This window comes from Geminicoccus sp. (assembly GCF_036263595.1).
Taxonomy (GTDB): domain Bacteria; phylum Pseudomonadota; class Alphaproteobacteria; order Geminicoccales; family Geminicoccaceae; genus Geminicoccus.
In genome coordinates, this window is record NZ_DATAGQ010000151.1 from 48,816 (window position 1) to 70,626 (window position 21,811).

Consider the following 21,811-nt stretch of genomic DNA (forward strand, 5'->3'; position numbering starts at 1 on the left):
ATGGACATCATCGCACAGCTCAACAAAGAGCAGATGGACGAAGCTCTCGAAGGCCGCGACCAGCAGGTTCCGGACTTCGGCGCGGGCGACACGCTGCGCGTCAACGTCAAGGTCATCGAGGGCACCCGCGAGCGTGTCCAGGCCTTCGAGGGGGTCTGCATCGCCCGTCGCAATCGCGGCGTGAACAGCGCCTTCACCGTGCGCAAGATCTCCTACGGCGAAGGCGTGGAGCGCGTCTTCCCGCTCTACAGCCCCCGGATCGCGTCGATCGAGGTGGTGCGCCGTGGTAAGGTGCGCCGGGCGAAGCTGTACTACCTGCGTGGTCGTACGGGTAAGGCGGCTCGTATCACCGAGCGCCGCATGGATACGCCGAAGGCCTGATCGGGATCGGGCCGGTACGGGCCGACGGCCGGCAGGCATCAAGTGGCATGGGAGCGTCCGGCGAACCGGACGTCCCGGATCGGGAACGGAAAGATGAGCGGGCCTAAGACCCTCTTCGAGAAGATTTGGGAAAGCCACCTGGTCGACGTCGCGGAGGACGGCACCAGCCTCCTCTACATCGACCGGCACCTCGTCCACGAGGTGACCAGCCCCCAGGCATTCGAGGGTCTCCGCGTCTCCGGCCGTAAGGTGCTTCGGCCGGAAGCGACCCTTGCCGTTCCCGACCACAACGTGCCCACCACGGATCGATCCCAGCCGATCGAGGACACCACCTCGCGCATCCAGGTCGAGACCCTGGAGGAGAACTGCCGCGAGTTCGGCGTGCAGCTCTTCGGCATGCGCGACAAGCGCCAGGGCATCGTCCACGTGATCGGGCCGGAACAGGGCTTCACCCTGCCCGGCACGACCATCGTCTGCGGTGACAGCCACACCTCCACCCATGGTGCCTTCGGCGCCCTGGCGTTCGGCATCGGTACGTCCGAGGTCGAGCATGTGCTGGCGACCCAGACCCTCATCCAGAAGCGTCCGAAGACGATGCGGATTTCGGTGGAGGGCGACCTGCCCTTCGGCGTGACCGCGAAGGACGTGATCCTCGCCATCATCGGCAAGATCGGCACGGCCGGCGGCACCGGCTATGTGGTCGAGTATGCCGGCTCGGTGATCCGCGGCCTGTCGATGGAAGGCCGGATGACCGTGTGCAACATGTCGATCGAGGGCGGTGCCCGCGCCGGCCTGATCGCCCCCGACGAGAAGACCTGGACCTACCTGAAGGGCCGCCCGATGGCGCCCAAGGGAGAGGACTGGGAGAAGGCGGTCGCCTGGTGGCGCACCCTGCCGTCCGACGAGGGTGCCACCTACGACGCCGAGGTCCTGCTCAAGGCCGAGGACATCGAGCCGCAGGTCACCTGGGGCACCTCGCCCCAGGACGTTGTCCCGATCTCCGGCCGGGTGCCGGACCCGAGGAACGCCAAGGACGAAGGCCAGCGCCGCGCCATGGAGCGGGCCCTGGAATATATGGGCCTCTCCGCCGGCATGCCGGTGGAAGAGATCGTCCTGGACAAGATCTTCCTGGGCTCCTGCACCAACGGCCGGATCGAGGACCTGCGCGCCGCCGCCAAGGTCATCGCCGGCAAGAAGATCGCCGCCAACGTCCAGGCCATGGTCGTCCCGGGCTCGGGCCTGGTCCGCTACCAGGCGGAGCAGGAAGGCCTGGACAAGATCTTCAAGGACGCGGGCTTCGAGTGGCGTGAGGCCGGCTGCTCCATGTGCCTCGGAATGAACCCCGACCAGCTCTCCCCCAAGGAGCGCTGTGCGTCGACCAGCAACCGCAACTTCGAGGGCCGCCAGGGCCGGCTCGGCCGCACCCACCTGCTCTCGCCCGAGATGGCTGCCGCTGCCGCCATCACCGGCAAGCTGACCGACGTCCGCAAGCTGGTCGCCTGAGGAAGAACGCCATGGTCCCCTTCACCAAGCTGACCGGCATCGCCGCCCCGCTGCCGATGATCAATGTCGACACCGACATGATCATCCCCAAGCAGTTCCTGAAGACCATCAAGCGGACGGGTCTCGGCAAGAACCTGTTCGACGAGATGCGCTACACCCAGGACGGGCAGGAAGTGCCGGACTTCGTGCTCAACCAGCCGAAGTACCGCCAGGCGCAGATCCTGATCGCCGGCGAGAACTTCGGCTGCGGCTCCTCGCGCGAGCACGCGCCCTGGGCGCTGGCCGATTTCGGCATCCGCTGCGTGATCGCACCGAGCTTCGCCGACATCTTCCACAACAACTGCTTCAAGAACGGCATCCTGCCGATCCGCCTGCCGGCAGAGACGGTGGACGCGCTGCTGGCCGAGGCCCAGAACGCGCAGGATCCGACCTTCACGGTCGACCTGGAGCAGAACCTGATCCTGCGGCCGACCGGCAACGAGCCGATCTCCTTCAAGATCGACCCGCACAACCGCGAATGCCTGCTCGAGGGCTTGGACGATATCGGCCTGACCATGCAGAAGGCCGACAAGATCAAGGCGTTCGTGGCCAGGCAGCAGTCCCAGGCGCCCTGGCTCTACTCCGCCGGTGCGGGCGCCTGAAGCGTCCCGCCTGTCGTCCCCCGGCTTGACCGGGGGATCCACGGTATGAGACCTTGTGCCGTTGGTCCCTCTGCTCGCCGGGAAAGGGTGGCAAGCCTGTGCGCGATTGCACGAACGAACCCAAGAGCGGCAAAACCTCGCGAGACTTCAGGCAGTTAGGTCATCCCCGAACCCAAGCTTGACCGCCTGTTTCGTGGAACGAACCCAAGCCTCTCTTCCCTTCGCAGCACGAACGAACCCGAGAAAGCGACGATGACCACCGGCTCGATCCTCTTCCTTCCTGGCGACGGCATCGGGCCGGAGGTGATGGGCGTCGTCCGGCAGGTCATCGACCACCTGGGCAAGAAGGGCCCGTCCTTCGAGCTGCACGAGGACCTGGTCGGTGGCGCCTCGCTGGACGCCCATGGCGAGCCGATCACCGAGGCGGTGCTGGCCAAGGCGAAGTCGGTCGATGCGATCATGTTCGGGGCGGTCGGCGCCCAGAAATATGACAGCAACCCGTTCCATCTGAAGCCAGAGCAGGCGATCCTGAAGCTGCGAAAGCAGCTTGAGCTGTTTGCGAACCTGCGTCCGGCGATCGTCTTCAACGCCTTGGTGGAAGCTTCCACGCTGAAGCCCGAGCTGGTGCGCGGCCTGGACATCCTGATCCTGCGCGAGCTGACCGGCGGCGTGTATTTTGGTGAACCGCGCGGCATCGAGGACCTCGGCAACGGCCAAAAGCGCGGCGTCGACACCCAGGTCTACACCACGGCCGAGATCGAGCGGATCGCCCGGGTCGGCTTCGAGCTGGCCCGCAAGCGCCAGAACAACGTGACCTCGGTCGAGAAGGCCAACGTCATGCATACGGGCGTCCTGTGGCGCCAGGTGGTGACCGAGCTGCACGCTCGCGAGTACGCTGACGTCCAGCTCTCGCACATGTACGCCGACAACTGCGCCATGCAGCTGATCCGCCGGCCCAAGCAGTTCGACGTGATCGTCACCGACAATCTGTTCGGCGACATCCTGTCGGATGCGGCCGCCATGGCGACGGGCTCGCTCGGCATGCTTCCCTCGGCGGCCCTGGGAGCGCCCGATGCCGCCACCGGCAAGCGCAAGGCCATGTACGAGCCGATCCACGGCTCGGCCCCGGACATCGCCGGGAAGAACATGGCAAATCCGATCGCGGCCTTGATGAGCTTCGCCATGCTCCTCAAGTACAGCTTCGATCGCGATGCCGAGGCCAAGCTGTTGGAAGATTCCATCGCCGACGTGCTGAACGAGGGCTACCGGACGGCGGACATCGCGCAGGACGGCATGACCACGCTCGGCACCACCGAGATGGGCGCGAAGATCCTCACCGCGCTGACCAAGCGCTCGACCTGAATCCGATTTTCATGGGCGTCCCGGGTGCCCTGGCGGGCCGCCCGGATCCTCTGAAAGGAAACGCTCATGGGCTTTAGAATAGCGGTCGCCGGCGCCACGGGTGCCGTGGGCCATGAAATCCTGAACATCCTGGCCGAGCGCGAGTTTCCGGCTGACGAAGTGATTGCGCTGGCCTCGCGCAACTCGGTCGGCAAGGAAGTCAGCTACGGCGACGACGACGTCCTCAAGGTCAAGGCCCTGGACGACTTCGACTTTACCGGGATCGACTTGGCCCTTTTCTCCCCAGGCGGCGCCGTCTCGGCCGTCCATGCCCCGCGCGCCGCGGCGGCGGGCTGCCTGGTCATCGACAACACCAGCCACTTCCGCATGGACGAGGACGTCCCCCTGGTCGTCCCGGAGGTGAACCGCGAGGCGCTGCAGTACGCCCGCAACCGCAACATCATCGCCAACCCCAACTGCTCGACCATCCAGATGGTCATGGCGCTGAAGCCGCTGCACGACCTGGCCACGATCAAGCGGGTCGTGGTCTCGACCTACCAGTCGGTCTCCGGTGCCGGCCAGAAGGGCATGGACGAGCTCTTCGAGCACACCAAGGCCGTCTACATGAACGACCTCGGCAAGAAGCCCACGGTCTTCCAGAAGCCGATCGCCTTCAACGTCATCCCCCAGATCGACAAGTTCATGGAGGATGGTTCCACTAAGGAAGAGTGGAAGATGAAGGTCGAGACCAAGAAGATCCTCGATCCGTCGATCGAGGTGGTCGCGACTTGCGTGCGCGTGCCGGTCTTCATCGGCCATTCCGAGGCCATCAACGTCGAGTTCGAGAGCCCGCTCGACCTGGAAGAGGCGCGCGACGCGCTGATGAACTTCGAGGGCCTGATCGTCCTCGATGAGCCCGACGACTTCCAGTACGCCACGCCCAAGGACGTGGTCGGCGAGTATGCGACCTACGTGTCCCGCCTGCGGGTGGACGACACGGTCCCCTACGGCCTGAACATGTGGGTTGTGTCGGACAATCTCCGCAAGGGTGCAGCACTGAACGCCGTCCAGATCGCGGAAGCGCTGGTCGAAGACGGCTTCATCTGAAACACATGGCTGGCGGGGGCATGTCCTCCGCCAGCCTCCGTTTCCCTCGTTTAGCGCATCGCATGGCTGACGCGGTCGCTCCAGGCTGGTAGCAAGCAGCCATCCATGCCTACGAACCTCACCGAATACACCGTCTCCGAGATCAGCGGCGCCCTCAAGCGGACCGTTGAGGACACGTTCGGCCTGATCAAGGTCAGGGGCGAAATCTCCGGCTTCAAGCGCGCTGCCTCCGGCCACGCCTATTTCAGCCTGAAGGACGCCCAGTCCCGCCTGGATGCGGTGGGCTGGCGCGGCTCGGTCCAGCGCTGGCGCTTCCCACCTGAGGACGGCCTGGAGGTCATCGCCACCGGCCGCCTGACCACCTATCCGGGCCGCTCGACCTACCAGATGGTCGTCGAGCAGATGGAGCCGGCCGGTGCTGGCGCACTGATGGCGATGCTGGAAGAGCGCAGGAAGCGCCTGACAGCCGAAGGACTGTTCGATGCGGCGCGCAAGCGCCCGCTGCCCTTCCTGCCGCAGGTCATCGGCGTCGTCACCTCGCCGACGGGTGCGGTGATCCGCGACATCCTTCACCGCCTGGCCGACCGGTTTCCCCGGCGCGTCCTGCTGTGGCCGGTGCTGGTCCAGGGCGAGCAGGCAGCGGAGCAGATCGCTGCCGCGATCCACGGCTTCGGTGCCATGCCCGAGTCTGGACCTGTCAGGCGACCTGACCTCCTGATCGTTGCCAGGGGCGGCGGGTCGATCGAGGACCTGATGGCCTTCAACGAGGAGAGCGTGGTCCGCGCCATCGCCGCCTCGCCGATCCCGGTCATCTCCGCCGTCGGCCATGAGACCGATAGCGCACTCTCGGACTTCGTGGCCGACGTGCGCGCGCCCACCCCCACCGCCGCTGCCGAGATGGCCGTACCGGTGCGGATGGAGCTGATCGATCGGCTGGCGATCCTGGATGGCCGGTTACGGTCAGCGTCGGTGGCGCAGCTGACAAGGCGGCGCACCGAACTGGAGCGGTCGGCCCGGGGCCTGCCGGACCCCCGTATGCTCCTGAACCTTGCCACGCAGCGCCTGGACGACCTGTCCGAGCGCCTGCGTCTCCGGCAGCCACAGGACGTGCTGCGCGGCAAGAGCGAACGGCTGGAGATGCTCAATCGTCGGCTGCGCGAGCTGGTCGGCAGCTTCCTGAAGGTGGAGCAGCGGCATCTCGACCGGACGTCGGCGCGCCTGGTGCCATCCCACATCCTGGCACTGCTCGCCCGCGCGACGCCGGTAGTGGCGGACCGCGAGCGCCGGCTGCAGCGGGCGATGGTCCGGCGGCTGGACGACGGCCACCGTCGGCTGGAGACGCTGGCCAAGCTGCTGGAGAGCCTGGGCTACCGGCAGGTGCTTGAGCGTGGCTACGCGCTCGTCCGTGCCCCGGCGACCGGTGAACTCGTCACGGATGCCGAGGCCGCCCGCAAGGAAGCCAAGCTCAACCTGATCTTCCATGATGGTGAGGTCACCGTGACCACCGGTAGCCGCACCAAGCGGGCAGCCTCCGACGAGCCGGTCCAGGAATCCCTTTTATGAGCGTGCCAGTTCCCGACGACGAGCGGCCGATCGACCGGCTGCTGGCGGTGATGCGGATCCTACGCGACCCCGTCGTCGGCTGCCCCTGGGATCAGAAGCAGACATTCGAAACCATCGCGCCCTACACGATCGAGGAAGCCTACGAGGTCCGTGACGCTCTGGAGCGCGGCGACCTCGACGATTTCCGCAACGAACTTGGCGACCTTCTCCTCCAGGTCGTCTATCAGGCGCGGATCAGCGAGGAACAGGGGCTGTTCGATTTTGAGCGGATCGCCCAGGGCATCGTCGACAAGATGGTCAGGCGCCATCCGCACGTGTTCCAGGGCGAGGCACTCCCGGAAGGCGGCGAGCGGCGCCTATGGGAAGACCTCAAGGCAGCCGAGCGCGCCGCCAAGGGAAAGCCGGAGCGTCCGGCCAGCGTGCTGGACGACGTGCCGGTCGGCTTTCCGGCCCTGGTGCGGGCGGAAAAGCTGCAGAAGCGAGCAGCGCGGGTCGGCTTCGACTGGAGCGAGATCGGGCCGGTGGTCGGCAAGATCCGGGAAGAGCTGGCTGAAGTCGAAGAGGCCCGTGGACCAGCCGATCAGGCCGACGAGGTCGGCGACCTGCTGTTCGCGGTGGTCAACCTGGCCCGCCACCTGAAGATCGACCCGGAAGAAGCGCTGCGTCGCACGAATGCCAAGTTCGAGCGTCGGTTCCGGGCCGTGGAAGCATCGGCACGTGCAGCCGGACGGGAGCCGTCCGACTGCACGCTCGATGAGCTCGATGCCTGGTGGAACGAGGCCAAGCTGCGGGAGCGCCAGACGCCTCAGAGTGCTTGATGCAGCCGCGCTTCCAGCCGGCGCTTGGCATCCTCGGCCAGCAGGACCGAAAGATGGGTGCCATCCTCCGCCTCGGCCTTGGCCAGGACCTCGCCATGGCGGAACAGCCAAGCCAAGGTCTCGCCGTCGTCATGCGGAATCACGACTTCTATCGGTACGGACGACTCGGCCAGCTTCGCCTCGATCGCTCGAAGCAGTTCGCCCAGGCCCTCGCCTGTCTGCGCGGACACGGCCACGGTGGCCGGCCGGCGCGCAAGTTCGGTCTCGAGCGTTGCCCGGCGCTCGCTGTCGAACAGGTCGATCTTGTTCCAGACCTCGATCAGCCGCTGAGCCCGATCCATCTCGTCGATACCGAGTTCGTCGAGCACCTTCCGCACGTCGGCGTCCTGCGCCTCGGCATCTTCATGAGCCACGTCCCGCACATGCAGGACGACATCGGCCAAAAGGACTTCTTCGAGCGTCGCCCGGAAGGCTGCGACCAGGGATGTCGGCAGCTCGGAGATGAAACCGACCGTGTCGGAGAGGATCACCTTGCGCCCTTGCGGGAGCCGGATCAGGCGCATGGTCGGGTCGAGCGTCGCGAACAGCAGGTCCTTCGCGAAGACGTCGGCGCCGGTCAGCTTGTTGAACAGGGTCGACTTGCCGGCATTGGTGTAGCCGACCAGGGCCACCACCGGATAGGGCACCCGCTCTCGCGCCTTACGATGCAGGCTGCGGGTCCGCTTGACGTCTTCTAGCTCCCGCTCGATCTTCACGATCTTGTCGGCGATGATCCGTCGGTCGAGCTCGAGCTGGCTTTCACCAGGACCGCCCAGGAAGCCGGCACCACCGCGCTGCCGCTCAAGATGGGTCCACGAGCGAACCAGCCGCGATTTCTGGTAGTTGAGCGCTGCCAGGTCGACCTGGAGCACGCCTTCTCTCGTCCGTGCTCGCTCGCCAAAGATCTCCAGGATGAGCCCGGTGCGGTCGATGACCTTGCACTGCCACTTCTTCTCAAGGTTGCGCTGCTGCCCAGGCGAGAGTGCGCCATCGACCACCACGAGGTCGATCTCGTCCTCCTTCACGCGCGCGGCGATCTCCTGGACCTTGCCTCCACCCATCAGTGTGGCAGGGGTCACCTGTCGCAGCGGTGCGAGTTCCTGGGCCACCACGTCCAGCGCGATAGCCTGTGCAAGGCCAACCGCCTCGCCCAGTCGCGACGCTGGAGCACGGAGCCGGTCACGATCCGTGATGACATAAGGGTGAACAACGAGGCAGCGACCGCTGCCCCCGGATGTCTCGTTGTGAATGGTTCGCCTATCCCGCGCGACTACTCGTCGCGCATATCGTCGTCTCTGCGCTCACCATATGGCCCCCGATCCGGTCCTTGACCAGGGACAGACCCGGGAGGAGCATCATAAAGACGTACGGCCGAGGACGGCATCACGGTCGACACGGCGTGCTTGTAGACCAGCTGCACGTGCCCGTCGCGCCGAAGCAGCAGGCAGAAGTTGTCGAACGAGCCGATCACCCCCTGCAGTTTCACGCCATTGATCAGGAAAACCGTAACCGGAATCTTGTTCTTGCGGACGTGATTGAGGAAGACGTCCTGGAGATTTTGCTGCTTCTCGGCTGCCATCCGAGTACCTTTCGGTGAATTGGAAGGTACCGCGCCGGCAAGACGATCATGCTCTCGCGTCGACACGGCCGGGCTTGGTCCGCATTCTGGGGCGGGTTCCAGCCTCAGTTTTTCCCTTCGGAGATCAGGACATAGCCAGCACCCCCGACATGGGCAAGCGCCATCGGCACGGTCATGACGAATCTCTTCCTGTCCTGTCGGCGAGTCGACATGACGGTGCGGCTCAATCCAGACGAGATCGTCTAGATCCCGCAGTGCGCGGCGTAGTCTGCCATCAGGCGTCTGGTTGTCTCGCCAGGCATGCCGTTGGCCACCGGATGCCCATCGATGGTGGTCACCGGCAGCACGAGCGAGGTCGCGCTGGTCAAAAATGCCTCGCGCGCGCGCCGGAGCTCGCCGAGCGTGAAAGCCCGCTGCTCGACCTTGACACCGGCCGCCACCGCGAGTTCCAGAACCACCGAGCGGGTCACACCACCCAGGATGGCAGATCCCGTGGGATGAGTTCGCAGCACGCCGTTCTCGTCGACGATCCAGGCGTTGGTGCTGGATCCTTCAGTGATGACCGGGTCGTCCGAGGCCGCTGCGTCGTACAGCCAGGCCTCGCGGCAGCCGGCCTCCTGCGCTGCCTGCTTCGCCAGCACGTTGGGTAGCAGGCCCGTCGACTTGATGTCGCACCGCCCCCAGCGCTCGTCGAGCAGGGTGATGATCTTCGTGCCCTTCTCCAGCTCGGTGGCACCAGGAAGGTTAAGCCGGCGAAGGGTCACGACGAGCGTCGGCTTTGCGGCAGCCGGAAAGGGATGGTTGCGCGGGGCGGTACCGCGGCTGACCTGGATGTAGATCAGTGCGTTGCCGAGGCCATTGCGGGTGATCGTCTCCTTCACGACCCTCTGCAGAGCGGCATCGCTGCAAGGCGGCTCGATCCTCAACTCGCCGAGTGACCGCCGCAACCTTGCCAGATGCCGATCCGCGTCGACCAGTCGGCCACGGATCAGCTTCAGGACCTCGTAGACCCCGTCGGCGAACTGGAAGCCCCGGTCCTCGACCGACACCCGTGCAGCCGAGATCGGGCCATAGCGACCGTTGACGTAGGCGATCCGCGCCATGCGAGAACGTCTTCCAGGAGGGCGTTTCGAGTTCGGTCGCGGTTCAATCGTCGCCGCTGTGCAGGCCCAGGGTCTTGAGCTTGCGGTGGAGCGCCGAGCGCTCCATGCCGACGAAGTTGGCCGTCCGGGAAATGTTCCCGCCAAACCGCTCGAGCTGGGCCTGCAGGTAGGCTCGCTCGAAATGCTCACGGGCCTCGCGCAAAGGCATCGCCACCAGTTCGCCGTTCGACGTCGGGTCCATGGCACCGACCGCGCTGTTGGTGAGGTCCGGCGGCAACCCGTCGACCCCGATCGGCTGCTTCGGATCGCCCGGCGCCATGATCAGCATCCACTCGACCGCGTTGCGGAGCTGGCGGACATTGCCTGGCCACTCGGCGGACTGCATCACTGCCATGGCGTCGTCGCCAATCACCCTTGGCGGCACGCTGGCGCTGCGGGCAGCACGGTCCATGAACGTGCGGGCCAGCAACGGAATGTCGATGCGGCGCTCGGACAGTGCCGGGATCTGCACCGGTACCACGTTCAACCGGTAATACAGCTCCTCGCGGAACTTGCCCTGGCTCATCAGCTGGGTCAGGTCGCGGTTGGTCGAAGCGATCACCCGGATGTCGAGGTCGATGCGCTCGGTACGCCCGGGGCGGCTGAAGCGGTTCTCCTGGAGAACGCGCAGCATGCGTCCCTGGGTCTCCAGGGGCATGTCCGCGACCTCGTCGAGGAACAACGTACCCCCGTTGGCGCGCTCGAGGATCCCAACCGCGCGAGGGGTATCCCCGTTCGCCTCGGCACCGAACAACTCCACCTCCAGCCGCTCTGGCGCCATCACCGCGCAGTTCAGCACGACGAACGCCGCATCGGCGCGGCGCGAGTGCGCGTGGATCATGCGCGACGCGATCTCCTTGCCGGAGCCGGGAGGACCGCTGATCAGGACGCGACTGTTGGTAGGTGCTACCCGATCGATCGCCTGACGCACCCGCACGATGGCTGGCGACGTGCCCAGCAGGTCGATCTCGTCGCCGCCCTTGATCTTGAGCTGCTCGTTCTCGCGCTTGAGCTTGCTGATTTCCAGCGCACGCTGCATCGTCAGCAGCAGCCGGTCGGTCTTGAACGGCTTCTCGATAAAGTCGTACGCGCCGTTCTTGATGGCCTGGACGGCCATCTCGATCGTGCCGTGGCCACTGAAGATCACGACAGGAATCACCGGCCACTGCTGGCGGACCCGCTCCAGAATCTCGATCCCGTCGAGCTTGCTACCTTCCAGCCAGATGTCGAGCAGCACGATGTCCGGCACGCGCTTGTCGATCTCGCTGAACGCCTGGTCGCTGTTCGCTGCCTGACGCGGCTTGTATCCTTCATCCTGCAGCAACGCCGCCACGACTTCGCGGATCGCGGCTTCGTCGTCGACGATCAGAACGTCCTTGCTCATTCCTCAACCATCCGGCGATGCGCCCTCGAAGTCCGGGCAACTGCGCTGGCCCAAGAACCAGAATTGTACATGCTTACCACAACCATCCGTCCTCGCTCACGCAGCGGTCCGGACGATGGCACGGCGTGGAAAGACGAGCCTCGCTGAAGTCCCACCGCCTGTGGCTTCGCCCAGGTCGATCGATCCTTCGTGCTCTTCCATGATCTTCCGAACGATGGCAAGGCCCAAGCCGGTTCCTTTGGCCTTGGTCGTGACATAGGGCTCGAACAGTCGCTCACGATGCTGCGCAGGCAATCCAGCCCCATTGTCGTCAACCTGTAGTATGATGGCACGTTCCTCCTCGCGGACCCGCACCTGCACGATGCCGTGCCGCTCCTCACCTGGGACCGTCGCCTTGGCGTCGATGGCGTCGATGGCGTTCTGCAGGAGGTTGGTCAGGACCTGGCCCACCTTCGCGTGATCGCACGGCATGATCAGGTCCGGCCGGTCCATCTCGACCTCGAACTTGATGTCCGGCCGAGCAGTGCGCTGTAGCAGGACGGCATCGTGAACAATCTGGCCCAGCCGCTCTTCCTTGAAGACAGGCTCCGGCATCCGGGCGAAGGATGAGAACTCATTCACCAGCCGGCCGATCTGGTCGACATGACGGACGATCGTGTCGGTGCAGCCGCGGAACGTATCGGGCTCGTCCTCGATCTGCTTCAGCCACCGGCGCTGCAGCCGTTCTGCGGAGAGCCGGATCGGCGTGAGTGGATTCTTGATCTCGTGTGCGAGCCGGCGCGCAATCTCCGCCCAGGCAGCCACGCGCTGCGCCGACAGCAGGTCAGTGACATCGTCGAAGGTCACGACCCAGCCCTGGATCCTGCCCTCCTCCTCCTGCACCTCGGCACGCACCAGCAGGGTGCGCTGAGTGCCGCCACGGGCGACGACCAGTTGCTGCTCGGCGAACCCCGCCCGTCCGTCGATCGTACGATCGATCAGGGGCTTTAGTTCCGGCAGCAGATCGTCGAGGGGCCGGCCTACGATGCTGGTTTGGTCGAGTTCCAGGAATCGGGTTGCCGAGCGGTTCGGCAGGACGATGCGGCGCCGCCCATCCAGCCCCAGCACGCCTGCCGTAACGCCGGTCAGCACGGCCTCGGTGAAGCGACGCCGCTGGTCGAGCTTCTGGTTCGCTTCCACGAGTTCGTGGCGCTGCGAAGCCAGCTGCTGGGTCATGCGATTGAAGGCGCGCGCCAGGGATGCGATCTCCTCGAAGTCGATGCCCTCTCCGACCCTTGCCGACAGGTCACCGGTACTCACGCGGTCGGCAGCCGTGATCAGCTGCCCGAGTGGCTCGCCCAGGCGCGTGGCGAAATGCAGGCCGGCCCAAACAGCGGCGAGCAGCAGCAGCAGCGCCACGACGCCGAACAGGAGGAGCGAGATGATCTGGATCCGTGAGCGCTCGGCCGCCGCCGCCTCGTAATCGCTCACCCCCGCCTGCGTTCGTTCCAGAAGGCTCAGCACCTTCGCATCGACGAACCGACCGACGAAAAGGTAGGCATCGCCGAAGCCGTCGAGGCGGACGAGTGCACGGATGCGGTCGTCGGTGTCGGCGGTGATGATGACGACCTCGCCGGCGGCCGCCCGGTCCAGATCGGCAGGCTCGATGCTGGCGATGTCCAAGGCGAACCCGAGCTGGCTGCGGGCTAGCGCGGTGCCGGTGGCGTCGAACACCACAGCCTCCGTCAGCGAGCGAAGCGCTGCTTGCGCCTCGACAAAGTCCTCCAGGCTGGTGCGGCCGCCCAGATACGGACCCTCGCGGTTGAGGTCCGCCGCCATGGCGAGGGCATCCGCCCGGATGATCTCGCGATGCTCCTCCAGGTAGGCTTGAGCCACCTGCAGCGATGTGTCGACGGCACCCTTCACACGATCGCTGAACCAGGCGTTCACGCCGACATGGAGGAACCAGACCGAGAACAGCGCCACCACGATGGCGGGAGTCACCGCCAAGGCGCCGAACAGGGCGACCAGCCGGCCTTCCAGGCCTGATCCGGCCGAGCCCTTGCGCCGCGCTGCCCAGATCCGCACGAGGCGCCGCGCTACCACGACGCTCAGCAGGAGCACCAGGACCAGGTCCACGGACAGGAGCACGAGCACGCCGCCCGTGTCCATGCTCTCCGGGCCTTTGCCCGTGAGCACCGCCCAGGTCGTGATACCGCAGGCGACTGCGGCAATCACCAAGCCTACCGCCAGCCGACGGTCCTGCGCGACGGCGGTCACGCGACGCCAAAAGGACGGCCTCGCCAATGTGAGTTTATTGAACAGGAGATCTGCCCGTCAGTGCGCCCGAATCACCCCGATCATGGCGCACGCGAGACGACGATGTCCAGTTCGCGGATCTTTTTCCGCAGGGTGTTGCGGTTCATGCCGAGCAGGTCGGCTGCACGCAACTGGTTACCGCGCGTCACCGTGAGTGCCTTGCCAATCAGCGGTCGCTCGATCTCGCGCAGGACCCGCTCATAAATTCCGTCTGGCGGCAGGCCGCCATCATGCGCCTTGAACCATCGTTCCAGGTGCCGCTCCACCGCTGTCGAGAGGGTCTCTTCCACCAGCGTCAGCGCTTCGCCGTTGCTGTCGGTTCCCGCTGACGAATGGGCAACAGATGGCCGAGCCTCGGCCTGCTCCAGTTCGGCGGCGATCGTGTCTTCGGCCAGGATCTCGTCGGTATAGAGCACAGACAGGCGCCTGATGAGGTTCTCCAACTCCCTGACATTGCCGGGCCAAGGGTGTGACTTGAGCCGGATCATCGCTTCCGGCGTGAGGCTTTTGAGAGCCAGCCCGTCGGCCGCTCCCTTGGCGAAGAAGTGCTGTGCCAGGGCGGGGATATCGTCCACGCGCTCACGAAGGGGCGGCAGCCGGACCGGGACCACGTTCAGTCGGTAGAAGAGGTCCTCTCGGAAAAGCCCCTGGGAGACCATCTGGCGGAGGTCGCGATGAGACGCCGCAACGATCCTGAGATTGGTCTTGATTGCATGGGTGCCGCCCACCGGCAGGAACTCGCCCTGCTGGAGCACACGCAGGAGACGTGTTTGCGCCTCCAGCGGCATGTCGCCGATCTCGTCCAGGAACAGCGTACCGCCATTCGCCTGCTCGAACCGCCCGACACGCCTGGCATGAGCACCCGTGAACGCTCCCTTCTCGTGGCCGAACAGCTCCGATTCGATGAGTTCACGTGGGATCGCCGCCATGTTCACGGCAACGAACGGGCCGTTCTTGCGCTTGCCGAATTCGTGGAGCGCCTTGGCGACCAATTCCTTGCCGGTGCCGCTCTCGCCGGCGATCAGGACCGTGAGGTCCGTTCCGGTGAGCCGGGCGATGATCCGGTAGATCTCCTGCATGGCCGCCGACCGGCCGATGATCGGCAGGTTGTCGTCCAGTCCGTGCAGCACGTCCTTGTTGCCGCCCGGGCGGCGTTTCGGCTGGGAGAGAGCCCGCTGCACCGCTGCGGTAAGGTTGCCGAGATCGAACGGCTTGGGCAGATACTCGAAGGCCCCACGCTCCGCCGCGCGCACCGCCGTCAGCAGGGTGTTTTGCGCGCTCATCACGATCACCGGCAGATCAGGCCGCGCCGACCGGATCCGCGGCAGCAGGTCCAGCGTGTTCTCATCAGGCAGCATGACGTCGGTGAGGACGATGTCGCCCTCGCCTGCGGCGATCCAGCGCCACAAGGCGGACGCCGAGGAAGTAGCCTGCACGCGCCATCCCTGCTTGGCGAGCGCGCGGCTCACCACCGTCCGGATCGCCGCGTCATCCTCGGCCAGCAGGATCGTCAAGTCGGTCATGGAATACTGATCTCTTCATGGCCCTCTTCCCGGGCGGCGCGGCTGCCGGAACGGTTGGCGGGCAAGCTCACACGGAAGACGGCACCCGGATCTCCCGGGTGGTACGAAACGACGCCGCCATGGTCGTGGACGATCTTGGCGACCAGCGCCAATCCCAGCCCGGTTCCACGCGGCTTGCTGGTCACGAACGGCTCGAACAGATGATCGGCGACGTCCGGCGCCACCCCTGGTCCGTCATCCTTCACTTCGACCGTGATCGGCAGGTGCAGGCGCTCGCGCGAGGTCCCCAGCGCCATCCGCCAGCCATGCTGGTAGGTGGTCGACAGTGTGATGGTGCCACCATCAGGCTGGGCGGCCTCGGCAGCGTTCTTGATCAGGTTCAGGAAGACCTGGATGAGCTTGTCCCGGTCCCCCTCCACGTCTGGCAGTGACGGATCGTAGTTCTCGACGATCCGGTGCCGGCGGGCGAAGCCGTTCTCCGCGATGCGGCGGACATGCTCCAGGATCTGGTGGATGTTTACCGGCGTGCGATCGAGCGGACGGCCGGCGCTGAACTCCTCCATCCGGTCGACGAGAGCGCAGATCCTGTCCGTCTCGTCGCATATCAGCTGCACCAGGGGCCGATCTTCTTCGCTGATGGTCGGCTCGAGAAGCTGGGCAGCTCCCCGGATCCCTGAGAGCGGGTTCTTGACCTCATGGGCGAGCGTTGCCGCCAAGGTCGCTACGGAACGCGCCGATCCGCGCTGGACCCGATGCTGGTCGAGGCGGCGGGCGACCGTGCAGGGATGAAGGACCACGAGAACATGGCCGGGGCACTCGACGATGGGGGTCATGTGGCTGTCGACGGAGACGGTATCGCCCTTGGATAGAGCAAGTTCGATGCCGTACTCGGAGATGGATGCACCCTCTTCCCTCACGTGCCGGATGAGATCGATTGCCGCCGCATGGGGGGGAAGGAAGTCCGAGAGCGAGCGGTCGATCAGGACGTTCCAGGACGCGCCGAACAGCTGCTCGGCAGCTGGATTGACGGACTTCAGCCTGAGCTGGTCGTCGACCACGAACAGGGGGCTCGGCAGGTTCGCAACGAGTTGCGCGGCCCCCACTGAGCCATGACGTGCGCTGCGAGCAGCTCGATCAATCGGTAGATTATTGCGCACGGGATGAGCAACCCATCTGCTTTGCTCGTTTCATAGGCAACCTACTTGGCATGGAGAGATGGCGCAAGCGACCCTTGGGTTGGAAGGGATCCTGATCGTCGCAAAGATGCAGTGGGAGTGCTGGGCGGCTTGCACGGCCTGCACTAGGGTCCGCTCATGCCAAGTTCAAACACTGCCGCCCTTGTTGTAGCCGCTGGGCGAGGATCCAGGTTCGGCGACGATCTGCCAAAGCAGTACCTGGATCTTGCGGGCCTGCCCGTCCTGACGCGCGCCATCAAAGCCTTGCGCGAACATCCAGGCATCGGCGCGATCCAGACGGTGATCCACCAGGAGGACGAGCATCTCTACCGAGCGGCGACCGCTGGTCTCGACCTGCTTCCACCCGTCCTCGGCGCTTCCACGCGGCAAGCATCGGTCCTGGCCGGGCTGGAAACGCTGTCGGTGGCGGCGCCGACCTACGTCCTCATTCATGATGGTGCTCGGCCACTGGTGACAGCTGACCTGATCGACCGCGTGCTGGCAGCGCTCCACGTAGCCGACGCCGTGCTGCCGGCCGTTCCGGTCATCGATTCACTGCGTGCCGTCGACGCGGACCTTGTGATTGGCGAGATCGCTCGGGACGGACTGGTCCGTGCGCAGACACCCCAGGGCTTCCGCTTCCAGGCGGTGCTCGATGCCCACCGCCGCTATGCCGACTCCGTGGGCGCCACCGACGATGTGGAGTTGGTGCGACGGGCTGGCGGCAAGGTGGTGTGGGTCGAAGGCGAGGAGGACAATCTGAAGGTGACACTTCCTGACGATCTCCCACGGGCGGCCCGTATTCTCGGGACGGCTGCGCGCCGCTACGCGACCGCGATGGGCTTTGATATCCATTGCACCGAACCTGGCCGGCCGCTGGTGCTGGCCGGCGTCGGAATCCCTTCGCCGTTCGGTCTGTCCGGGCATTCCGATGCCGACGTGGTGCTGCATGCTCTGACAGACGCCCTGCTCGGCACGATCGGCGCCGGCGATATCGGAGTGCATTTCCCGCCATCCGAGGAGCGGTGGCGCGGCGCCGACTCGTCCATGTTCGTCCGCCATGCGCTGGGGCTGGTCACCGAACGTCGCGGCAAGCTAGAACATGTCGACCTCTCGATCATGGCCGAGCGGCCCAAGATCGGCCCGCATCGGCCCGCGATGACGCGCAGGCTTCAGGAACTCCTCGCACTGCCAGCGGACCGTATCGGGCTGAAGGCCGGCACCATGGAAGGCTTGGATGCCGTCGGCCGGGGGGAAGCCATCTCAGCGCAAGCACTGGCGACCGTCAGCTTCCCCTCATGACCACCCGTGCGATCGAGCTGCTGATCACCTGGTTCGGCAGCGGCTATCTTAAGCCGGCATCGGGAACGTGGGGGTCGCTGGCGAGTCTGCCGCTCGGCATTCTGCTGAACTGGGCGCTGGGACCGTCCATCCTGGTGGGGACCGCATTGGTCCTCTACGTTGCAGGTGTCGTCCTGGGTGGCGTCTATCTCGTCACCGCCGAGCATCCGGACCCTGACGATTTCGTGCTGGACGAGGTGGTCGGCCAATGGATCACCCTGTCGGCAGCGCCCCTGTCGCTCGTGGGGATCCTGGTCGCATTCCTGGTCTTCCGCCTGTTCGACATCGTCAAGCCATGGCCCGCGTCCTGGATCGACCGAAGGATGCACGGGGCGCTTGGCGTCATGAGCGATGATTTGGTGGCGGGGGTCTATGGAGCACTGGCGGTATTTCTGGCTGGAGGGCTGTTTCCATGATCACCATCGCGCCCGAACTCCTGGAAAGGACTGAACGGCTGCTGGCTACGTGCCGCGCCAGCCGCCTGACGATCGTGACTGCTGAAAGCTGCACGGGCGGGCTGATCGCGGGCGTGCTGACGGCCGTTGCGGGCAGCTCCGATGTCGTCGACCGCGGGTTCGTGACCTATTCGAACGATGCCAAGGCAGGAATGCTGGGCGTGCCCGGCGAGGTTCTGACGGCCCACGGCGCGGTGAGCGAACCGGTGGCGCGCGCCATGGCGAACGGTGCGTTGGCCCATTCGGCTGCGGATCTGTCAATCGCAGTGACGGGAATTGCCGGCCCAGGCGGAGGCAGCGCTTCGAAACCAGTCGGCCTCGTGCACCTGGCGGCGGCCGCGCGCGACGGCCGCCTGATTCACGAGCGGATCGTGTTTGACGGCGATCGGGCGACTGTCCGTGCGCGAACGGTCGCCCTGGCGCTGGACCTGCTGGATCAGCTCGCCAGCTGAGCCGTCACGACGCGGCGGCCAGATGGGTCTCGACGGGCAAGCCTTCCGCCTGGAGACGCCACATTCGGGTGAACAGCCCACCACGGCGGCGCAGCTCATTCGACTGGCCTTCCTCCGCGACACGGCCGTTATGCATCACGATCACCCGATCGAACGCCGCTACCGTCGACAGCCGATGCGCGACTGCGATCACGGTGCGATCTTGCATCAGCTCGACCAACGAGCGCTGAATGGCCAGTTCTGATTCGGTGTCCAGGGCCGAGGTGGCCTCATCCAGGATGATGATTGGCGCATTCTTGAGGAACGCCCTGGCGATGCCGATTCGCTGCCGCTGGCCGCCAGATAGCTTCGCCCCGCGTTCGCCGACCAGCGTGTGATAGCCTTGCGGGAGCTGGCGGACGAACCCGTCGCAGTAAGCCGCCTTTGCCGCCGCATAGACTTCGTCATCCGTGGCATCCGGCCGACCGAACCGGATGTTCTCCATGATGGTCCGGTGAAACAGGCTGATCTCCTGCGGCACCACTGCCAGCGCATCCCGCAGGCTGTCCTGGGTGATGGTGAGGACAGACTGCCCATCGATTAGAATATCGCCCTTCTGCACGTCGTGCAGTCGCTGGATCAGGCTGATGAGGGTCGACTTGCCGGCCCCGGACGGACCGACGATGCCGACCTTTTGCCCCGGCGGAATGCTCAGGCTCAGGTCGTGGATCGCATCTTTGCTAGGTGCGCCATACGCGAAGCTCACGTTGCGGAACTCGATCGACCCACCACCCCGGCGGAGCACGCGGTGGCGCGGGTCGTCGGTCAAGCTCGGTCGCTGTCCGATCAACTGGAGGGTCTCGTCGATGAAGCTGAAGTGCTGGACCATATCGACGAGCGCCATGGCCAGGTCGCGGGCGCCGTACAGGATTCGGAAGGTCAAGGTGCTGACGATGACGACATCGCCGGTCGTGACTCGACCGTCGATCCAGAGGTAGAGCGCCCAGCACAGCATTCCTGCGGTCATGGCCCAGAGCAGGACGTCGTATAGGAGGCGCGTCTTCTCCATGTACATCCAGCTCGCACGCTGGATTCGAGCCTCGTTGTTGAACGTGCCGGACAGCCGGCGCCGCTCACGGGCGCGTGCGGAGAATGCCTTGACGGCCCACATGTTGGAAATGACGTCGGTGAGTTCACCTGCGGTCGCCCCGGAATGGGCGGCAAACGAACGGTGCAGTGGCCGACCCCGCTCGCCGAACATGATCAGGGCGATCGTGACGCCGCTGACATAGACGGCAAGGACGATCGCCATGTTGGAATCGATGGTGAAGAAGACGACCAGCGCACCCAGGAAGTCGATGCAGGGCGGCGCGATCCGCCAGATGATCGTGTTTGCCAGCGCACCAAAATTGCCTGCCGTCGCAGTGACGCGCTGCCCCAGCGATCCCGCCAGGTTCTCCATGAAGTAGCGCATCGACTGTCCGCTCAGGTGATCGAACAGGTCGAGGCGCATATCGACGCCGACACCGACGGTGGATCGGCAGGCGAGCCAGCCGCTGGCGCGCCAGAGCAGCCCCTCTGCCATCAGGAAGAGGACAAAGGCGCCGAGTGCCCACCAGACAGTGTTCCCGGCGATCTGCGGGCCGGCTGCCATGGCGTCGACGAGCAGCTTCATTTGGTACTGCACGCCAACGGCGCTTACGCCGGCCGTGAAGACGAACAGGCCGAGCAGGATGAAGTGCCACCGCCAGTTCGCCATGTAATGGCCGATGAAGCGATAGGGCCCGCGCAGGTAGGCAGGCCGATCCTGCTGCTCGGCGTCCACCTCCATCGGCCGGCTACGGGCGCGCGCATCCTGAAGTACGCCTGCCATATCAGTCATTGCTGCCTACCATGCTCAGGATCGCACTGTTCATATCGGGCGCCGTGGCGCCCCGGACTGTATCGAACACCATTTGCTGCCGCTCGAACTCGTCGAGCAGAGACCGGCACACGGACCTGCGGCCCTGCGCGTCGGGATTGGTGAGGAGCCCGACGTCGCAGTGCCGGTCGTCGTCCCAGCCTGGATAGTCGAGGATCGGATAGAAGCAGACACCGAGCACAGGCACATCCTGCGCCAATGCAGCCAGCACTTCCCCGCAGACATAGTGGAACCAGGACGCCCGCACGCCGCCCTCGGCACCCGTTTCCGTCACCAGGATCGGGCGCTCGTAGCGAGCATGCAGCTCCGCCAGCATCGTGCGGAACGGACGATAGGCATGGTGACCGAAATGGATCGTGGGTCCTGCCAGGTACCACTGGTTGTCCGGGTAGAAGTTCGCCCCGACGATGTCGAGATAGTCCGGCCTCCCGCCCAGTTCCGGCTCGATGCGCCCGGAAATCAGGTCGTAGGCCTCGAACTGTGCCTGCCGATAGATCTCGGCATTGGTCCGTGCCCTGGCCGTGCTGGCGCCCGACGTCACGTGGATGGACGGCTCGGCATAGACGAACCTGGCGCGTGGATCGACGGAGCGAACCGCCTCGATACCTGCGATTGCGGCGCGAACGAGCTGCCGCTTGAGCTGGTGGCCCTGCTTCTCGGCGCAGGGATTCATCCGCCCCACTTCGCCGCCGGCCCAGGCCCAGAAGGAAAGCTCGTTGACCGGACAGTAGAACGGAATGTCGTCGCTCTCTTCGCGCACGACCCGTGCGGCCTCGCCGGCAAAGCGAGCGAAGCGTTCAATGAAGGAGTCCGACCAGATGTCGATATCGTCGGGCCAGCCATAGTGGCACAGGTCCCAGATCACCTGGACTTGAGTTTCCCTGGCGGCACGAAGCATTGGAAGGAAGGACGACCAGTCATAGCGTCCCGGTTCCGTCTCGATCCGGTGCCAGCGTAGCCCATCGCGGACCGTGCGCAGGCCGAACTCGTGGAGTCGCCGGTAGTCCTCGCGCGCCAGCCGATCGTGCCCGGTGGAAGCGATGAGATCGAGGCGCCTGCCGTCGCGGCGACGATGGGACGAGCATTCGAAGCCGCCCATGAAGAAGCTGCGAAAACGCACTTCAGGTTGCATCCGGTCCGGATCTCCAGTTGACCATCCGTGGAGAATG

General features: G+C 65.5%; 19 protein-coding genes. 10 read left to right on the forward strand and 9 right to left on the reverse strand.

The window, feature by feature from the left end; translation table 11 throughout:
* The 7 genes from rplS (at nt 1) to mazG (ending at nt 7,354) form a co-directional block, all read left to right on the forward strand.
* Nucleotides 1–381, forward strand: coding sequence for a 50S ribosomal protein L19 (gene rplS / locus VHL31_RS16070; protein ID WP_329662243.1), 381 nt, complete (start codon nt 1–3; stop codon nt 379–381).
* Between the two features lie 93 nt (nt 382–474).
* Nucleotides 475–1,884: a 3-isopropylmalate dehydratase large subunit gene (gene leuC / locus VHL31_RS16075; RefSeq protein WP_329662244.1), complete on the forward strand. Its 1,410-nt coding sequence runs from the start codon at nt 475–477 to the stop codon at nt 1,882–1,884.
* Between the two features lie 11 nt (nt 1,885–1,895).
* Complete coding sequence (leuD, locus tag VHL31_RS16080) at nt 1,896–2,525, forward strand: 3-isopropylmalate dehydratase small subunit (protein WP_329662245.1); 630 nt, start codon at nt 1,896–1,898, stop codon at nt 2,523–2,525.
* A gap of 252 nt (nt 2,526–2,777) precedes the next feature.
* Nucleotides 2,778–3,887: a 3-isopropylmalate dehydrogenase gene (gene leuB, locus VHL31_RS16085; protein WP_329662246.1), complete on the forward strand. Its 1,110-nt coding sequence runs from the start codon at nt 2,778–2,780 to the stop codon at nt 3,885–3,887.
* Nucleotides 3,888–3,953: 66 nt separating this feature from the next.
* On the forward strand, nt 3,954–4,973 hold the full coding sequence (locus tag VHL31_RS16090; protein WP_329662247.1) for an aspartate-semialdehyde dehydrogenase: 1,020 nt from the start codon (nt 3,954–3,956) through the stop codon (nt 4,971–4,973).
* A 105-nt stretch (nt 4,974–5,078) separates the two neighbouring features.
* Nucleotides 5,079–6,536 (forward strand): exodeoxyribonuclease VII large subunit, encoded by a 1,458-nt coding sequence (gene xseA / locus VHL31_RS16095; RefSeq protein WP_329662248.1) that lies wholly within the window; start codon nt 5,079–5,081, stop codon nt 6,534–6,536.
* Complete coding sequence (gene mazG / locus VHL31_RS16100; RefSeq protein WP_329662249.1) at nt 6,533–7,354, forward strand: nucleoside triphosphate pyrophosphohydrolase; 822 nt, start codon at nt 6,533–6,535, stop codon at nt 7,352–7,354. Before xseA ends, mazG begins: the two co-directional genes overlap by 4 nt.
* Here mazG and hflX read toward each other — a convergent pair.
* The 7 genes from hflX to VHL31_RS16135 form a co-directional block, all read right to left on the reverse strand.
* Nucleotides 7,342–8,643, reverse strand: a complete 1,302-nt coding sequence (gene hflX / locus VHL31_RS16105; RefSeq protein WP_329662279.1) for a GTPase HflX — start codon at nt 8,641–8,643, stop codon at nt 7,342–7,344. The genes mazG and hflX overlap by 13 nt on opposite strands.
* 20 nt (nt 8,644–8,663) lie before the next feature.
* On the reverse strand, nt 8,664–8,972 hold the full coding sequence (hfq, locus tag VHL31_RS16110) for an RNA chaperone Hfq (RefSeq protein WP_329662250.1): 309 nt from the start codon (nt 8,970–8,972) through the stop codon (nt 8,664–8,666).
* A gap of 242 nt (nt 8,973–9,214) precedes the next feature.
* Entirely contained in the window at nt 9,215–10,075 is an 861-nt protein-coding gene (locus tag VHL31_RS16115) for a D-amino-acid transaminase (RefSeq protein WP_329662251.1), read from the reverse strand.
* A 43-nt stretch (nt 10,076–10,118) separates the two neighbouring features.
* A complete protein-coding gene (locus VHL31_RS16120) occupies nt 10,119–11,498 on the reverse strand; it encodes a sigma-54 dependent transcriptional regulator (protein WP_329662252.1) in 1,380 nt (459 codons plus the stop codon).
* A 96-nt stretch (nt 11,499–11,594) separates the two neighbouring features.
* On the reverse strand, nt 11,595–13,757 hold the full coding sequence (locus tag VHL31_RS16125; protein WP_329662253.1) for a PAS domain-containing sensor histidine kinase: 2,163 nt from the start codon (nt 13,755–13,757) through the stop codon (nt 11,595–11,597).
* An 80-nt stretch (nt 13,758–13,837) separates the two neighbouring features.
* Nucleotides 13,838–15,319: a nitrogen regulation protein NR(I) gene (ntrC, locus tag VHL31_RS16130; RefSeq protein WP_329662254.1), complete on the reverse strand. Its 1,482-nt coding sequence runs from the start codon at nt 15,317–15,319 to the stop codon at nt 13,838–13,840.
* Complete coding sequence (locus VHL31_RS16135) at nt 15,316–16,422, reverse strand: two-component system sensor histidine kinase NtrB (protein WP_329662255.1); 1,107 nt, start codon at nt 16,420–16,422, stop codon at nt 15,316–15,318. Before VHL31_RS16135 ends, ntrC begins: the two co-directional genes overlap by 4 nt.
* 210 nt (nt 16,423–16,632) lie before the next feature.
* Here VHL31_RS16135 and ispD point away from each other — a divergent pair, with 210 nt between their 5' ends.
* From ispD to VHL31_RS16150, 3 genes are read left to right on the forward strand one after another with little or no spacing between them, the layout of a single operon-like run.
* Nucleotides 16,633–17,796: a 2-C-methyl-D-erythritol 4-phosphate cytidylyltransferase gene (gene ispD / locus VHL31_RS16140; RefSeq protein WP_329662256.1), complete on the forward strand. Its 1,164-nt coding sequence runs from the start codon at nt 16,633–16,635 to the stop codon at nt 17,794–17,796.
* The gene (locus VHL31_RS16145) at nt 17,793–18,251 is read left to right on the forward strand and encodes a phosphatidylglycerophosphatase A (protein WP_329662257.1); all 459 of its coding nucleotides are present in this window, start codon (nt 17,793–17,795) and stop codon (nt 18,249–18,251) included. Before ispD ends, VHL31_RS16145 begins: the two co-directional genes overlap by 4 nt.
* Complete coding sequence (locus tag VHL31_RS16150; protein WP_329662258.1) at nt 18,248–18,742, forward strand: CinA family protein; 495 nt, start codon at nt 18,248–18,250, stop codon at nt 18,740–18,742. The genes VHL31_RS16145 and VHL31_RS16150 overlap by 4 nt, the downstream gene beginning before the upstream one ends.
* Nucleotides 18,743–18,746: 4 nt before the next feature.
* On the opposite strand, the gene VHL31_RS16155 is transcribed toward VHL31_RS16150, so the two are convergent.
* The gene (locus VHL31_RS16155) at nt 18,747–20,552 is read right to left on the reverse strand and encodes an ABC transporter ATP-binding protein (RefSeq protein ID WP_414653752.1); all 1,806 of its coding nucleotides are present in this window, start codon (nt 20,550–20,552) and stop codon (nt 18,747–18,749) included.
* 43 nt (nt 20,553–20,595) lie between these two features.
* Complete coding sequence (locus VHL31_RS16160; protein WP_329662260.1) at nt 20,596–21,774, reverse strand: hypothetical protein; 1,179 nt, start codon at nt 21,772–21,774, stop codon at nt 20,596–20,598.
* Nucleotides 21,775–21,811: the final 37 nt, after the last annotated feature.

What these genes read in the sequence shown, in the direction of transcription:
- leuD (WP_329662245.1), top strand. Translation starts at nt 1,896, where the DNA reads ATGGTCCCCTTCACCAAGCTGACCGGCATCGCCGCCCCGCTGCCGATG.
- VHL31_RS16160 (WP_329662260.1), bottom strand. Translation starts at nt 21,774, where the DNA reads ATGCAACCTGAAGTGCGTTTTCGCAGCTTCTTCATGGGCGGCTTCGAA.
- VHL31_RS16115 (WP_329662251.1), bottom strand. Translation starts at nt 10,075, where the DNA reads ATGGCGCGGATCGCCTACGTCAACGGTCGCTATGGCCCGATCTCGGCT.
- rplS (WP_329662243.1), top strand. Translation starts at nt 1, where the DNA reads ATGGACATCATCGCACAGCTCAACAAAGAGCAGATGGACGAAGCTCTC.
- VHL31_RS16150 (WP_329662258.1), top strand. Translation starts at nt 18,248, where the DNA reads ATGATCACCATCGCGCCCGAACTCCTGGAAAGGACTGAACGGCTGCTG.
- xseA (WP_329662248.1), top strand. Translation starts at nt 5,079, where the DNA reads ATGCCTACGAACCTCACCGAATACACCGTCTCCGAGATCAGCGGCGCC.
- VHL31_RS16155 (WP_414653752.1), bottom strand. Translation starts at nt 20,552, where the DNA reads ATGGAGGTGGACGCCGAGCAGCAGGATCGGCCTGCCTACCTGCGCGGG.
- ispD (WP_329662256.1), top strand. Translation starts at nt 16,633, where the DNA reads ATGCCAAGTTCAAACACTGCCGCCCTTGTTGTAGCCGCTGGGCGAGGA.
- mazG (WP_329662249.1), top strand. Translation starts at nt 6,533, where the DNA reads ATGAGCGTGCCAGTTCCCGACGACGAGCGGCCGATCGACCGGCTGCTG.
- VHL31_RS16090 (WP_329662247.1), top strand. Translation starts at nt 3,954, where the DNA reads ATGGGCTTTAGAATAGCGGTCGCCGGCGCCACGGGTGCCGTGGGCCAT.
- VHL31_RS16120 (WP_329662252.1), bottom strand. Translation starts at nt 11,498, where the DNA reads ATGAGCAAGGACGTTCTGATCGTCGACGACGAAGCCGCGATCCGCGAA.
- leuC (WP_329662244.1), top strand. Translation starts at nt 475, where the DNA reads ATGAGCGGGCCTAAGACCCTCTTCGAGAAGATTTGGGAAAGCCACCTG.
- leuB (WP_329662246.1), top strand. Translation starts at nt 2,778, where the DNA reads ATGACCACCGGCTCGATCCTCTTCCTTCCTGGCGACGGCATCGGGCCG.
- hfq (WP_329662250.1), bottom strand. Translation starts at nt 8,972, where the DNA reads ATGGCAGCCGAGAAGCAGCAAAATCTCCAGGACGTCTTCCTCAATCAC.
- ntrC (WP_329662254.1), bottom strand. Translation starts at nt 15,319, where the DNA reads ATGACCGACTTGACGATCCTGCTGGCCGAGGATGACGCGGCGATCCGG.
- VHL31_RS16145 (WP_329662257.1), top strand. Translation starts at nt 17,793, where the DNA reads ATGACCACCCGTGCGATCGAGCTGCTGATCACCTGGTTCGGCAGCGGC.